The organism is Roseovarius salincola (genome assembly GCF_026891095.1).
GTDB lineage: Bacteria > Pseudomonadota > Alphaproteobacteria > Rhodobacterales > Rhodobacteraceae > Roseovarius > Roseovarius salincola.
Window position 1 is genome coordinate 1 of the sequence record NZ_JAPTNL010000055.1, and the last position, 973, is coordinate 973.

The 973-nt window shown below is 54.9% G+C and carries 1 pseudogene; it reads left to right on the plus strand.

Features of this window, described 5'->3' with window-relative positions:
- Positions 1-59 precede the first annotated feature (59 nt).
- Positions 60-973: pseudogene (locus tag N5A93_RS19455) on the plus strand (IS3 family transposase); the annotation flags it as partial.

The following is a 973-nucleotide window of genomic DNA, read 5'->3' on the forward strand; positions in this document are numbered from 1 at the left end:
GAAAATCAGTGGTGTTCAAAAGTAGAATTTTCTCGGCAAGATATCTGAGGAGATTTACGATGAAGAACGGACGATACAGCGATGCACAGATCATGGCGATTCTGAAGCAGGCGGAGGGCGGCGTGCCGGTCTCGGAACTGTGCCGAGAGCATGGCATGAGCAGCGCCAGTTTTTATAAATGGCGGGCCAAGTTTGGCGGCATGGACGCGTCATTGATATCCGAGATGAAGGATATGGCGGAAGAGAACCGCCGCCTGAAGCGCATGTATGCCGAGATGAGCATGCAGAACGATTTGCTGAAGGAGGCGCTTGGAAAAAAGCGTTAAGGCCGTCTCAGAGGCGAGAGATGGCCACGAAGGCAGTCGCACAAAATAGGGTCAGCATTGCGCTGGCCTGCCGCACGTTTGAGATCAGCGAGACCTGCTATCGCTACAGCCCTGTGCTGCGCGATGAGAACGAAGAGATTGCGGATTGGTTGGAACGTCTGACAGCCAACAAACGCAGCTGGGGTTTTGGTCTATGCTTTTTGTATTTGCGCAACGTGCAGGGGTATTGCTGGAACCACAAACGGGTCTATCGCATTTACTGCGAGTTGGAGCTGAACCTGCGCATCAAGCCCAGGAAACGCTTGAAGCGGGACAAGCCTGAGCCACTGGCCGTGCCCCAGAGGCCGAATAAGACCTGGTCGATGGACTTCATGGCGGATCAACTTGCGGATGGCAGGTCGATCCGAACGTTGAACGTGCTGGATGACTTCAATCGAGAGGGTTTGGCAATCGAGGTCGACTTCTCGCTACCGGCAGAACGGGTCGTTCGCAGCTTGAACCAGATCATTGAATGGCGCGGGGAACCGCAGGTGATACGTGTCGATAACGGCCCAGAATACGTCAGCGGCACCCTTATGGCATGGGCTGAAACGCGCAACATCCGGCTGGAATACATACAGCCGGGCAAGCCCCAGCAGAACGCCTAT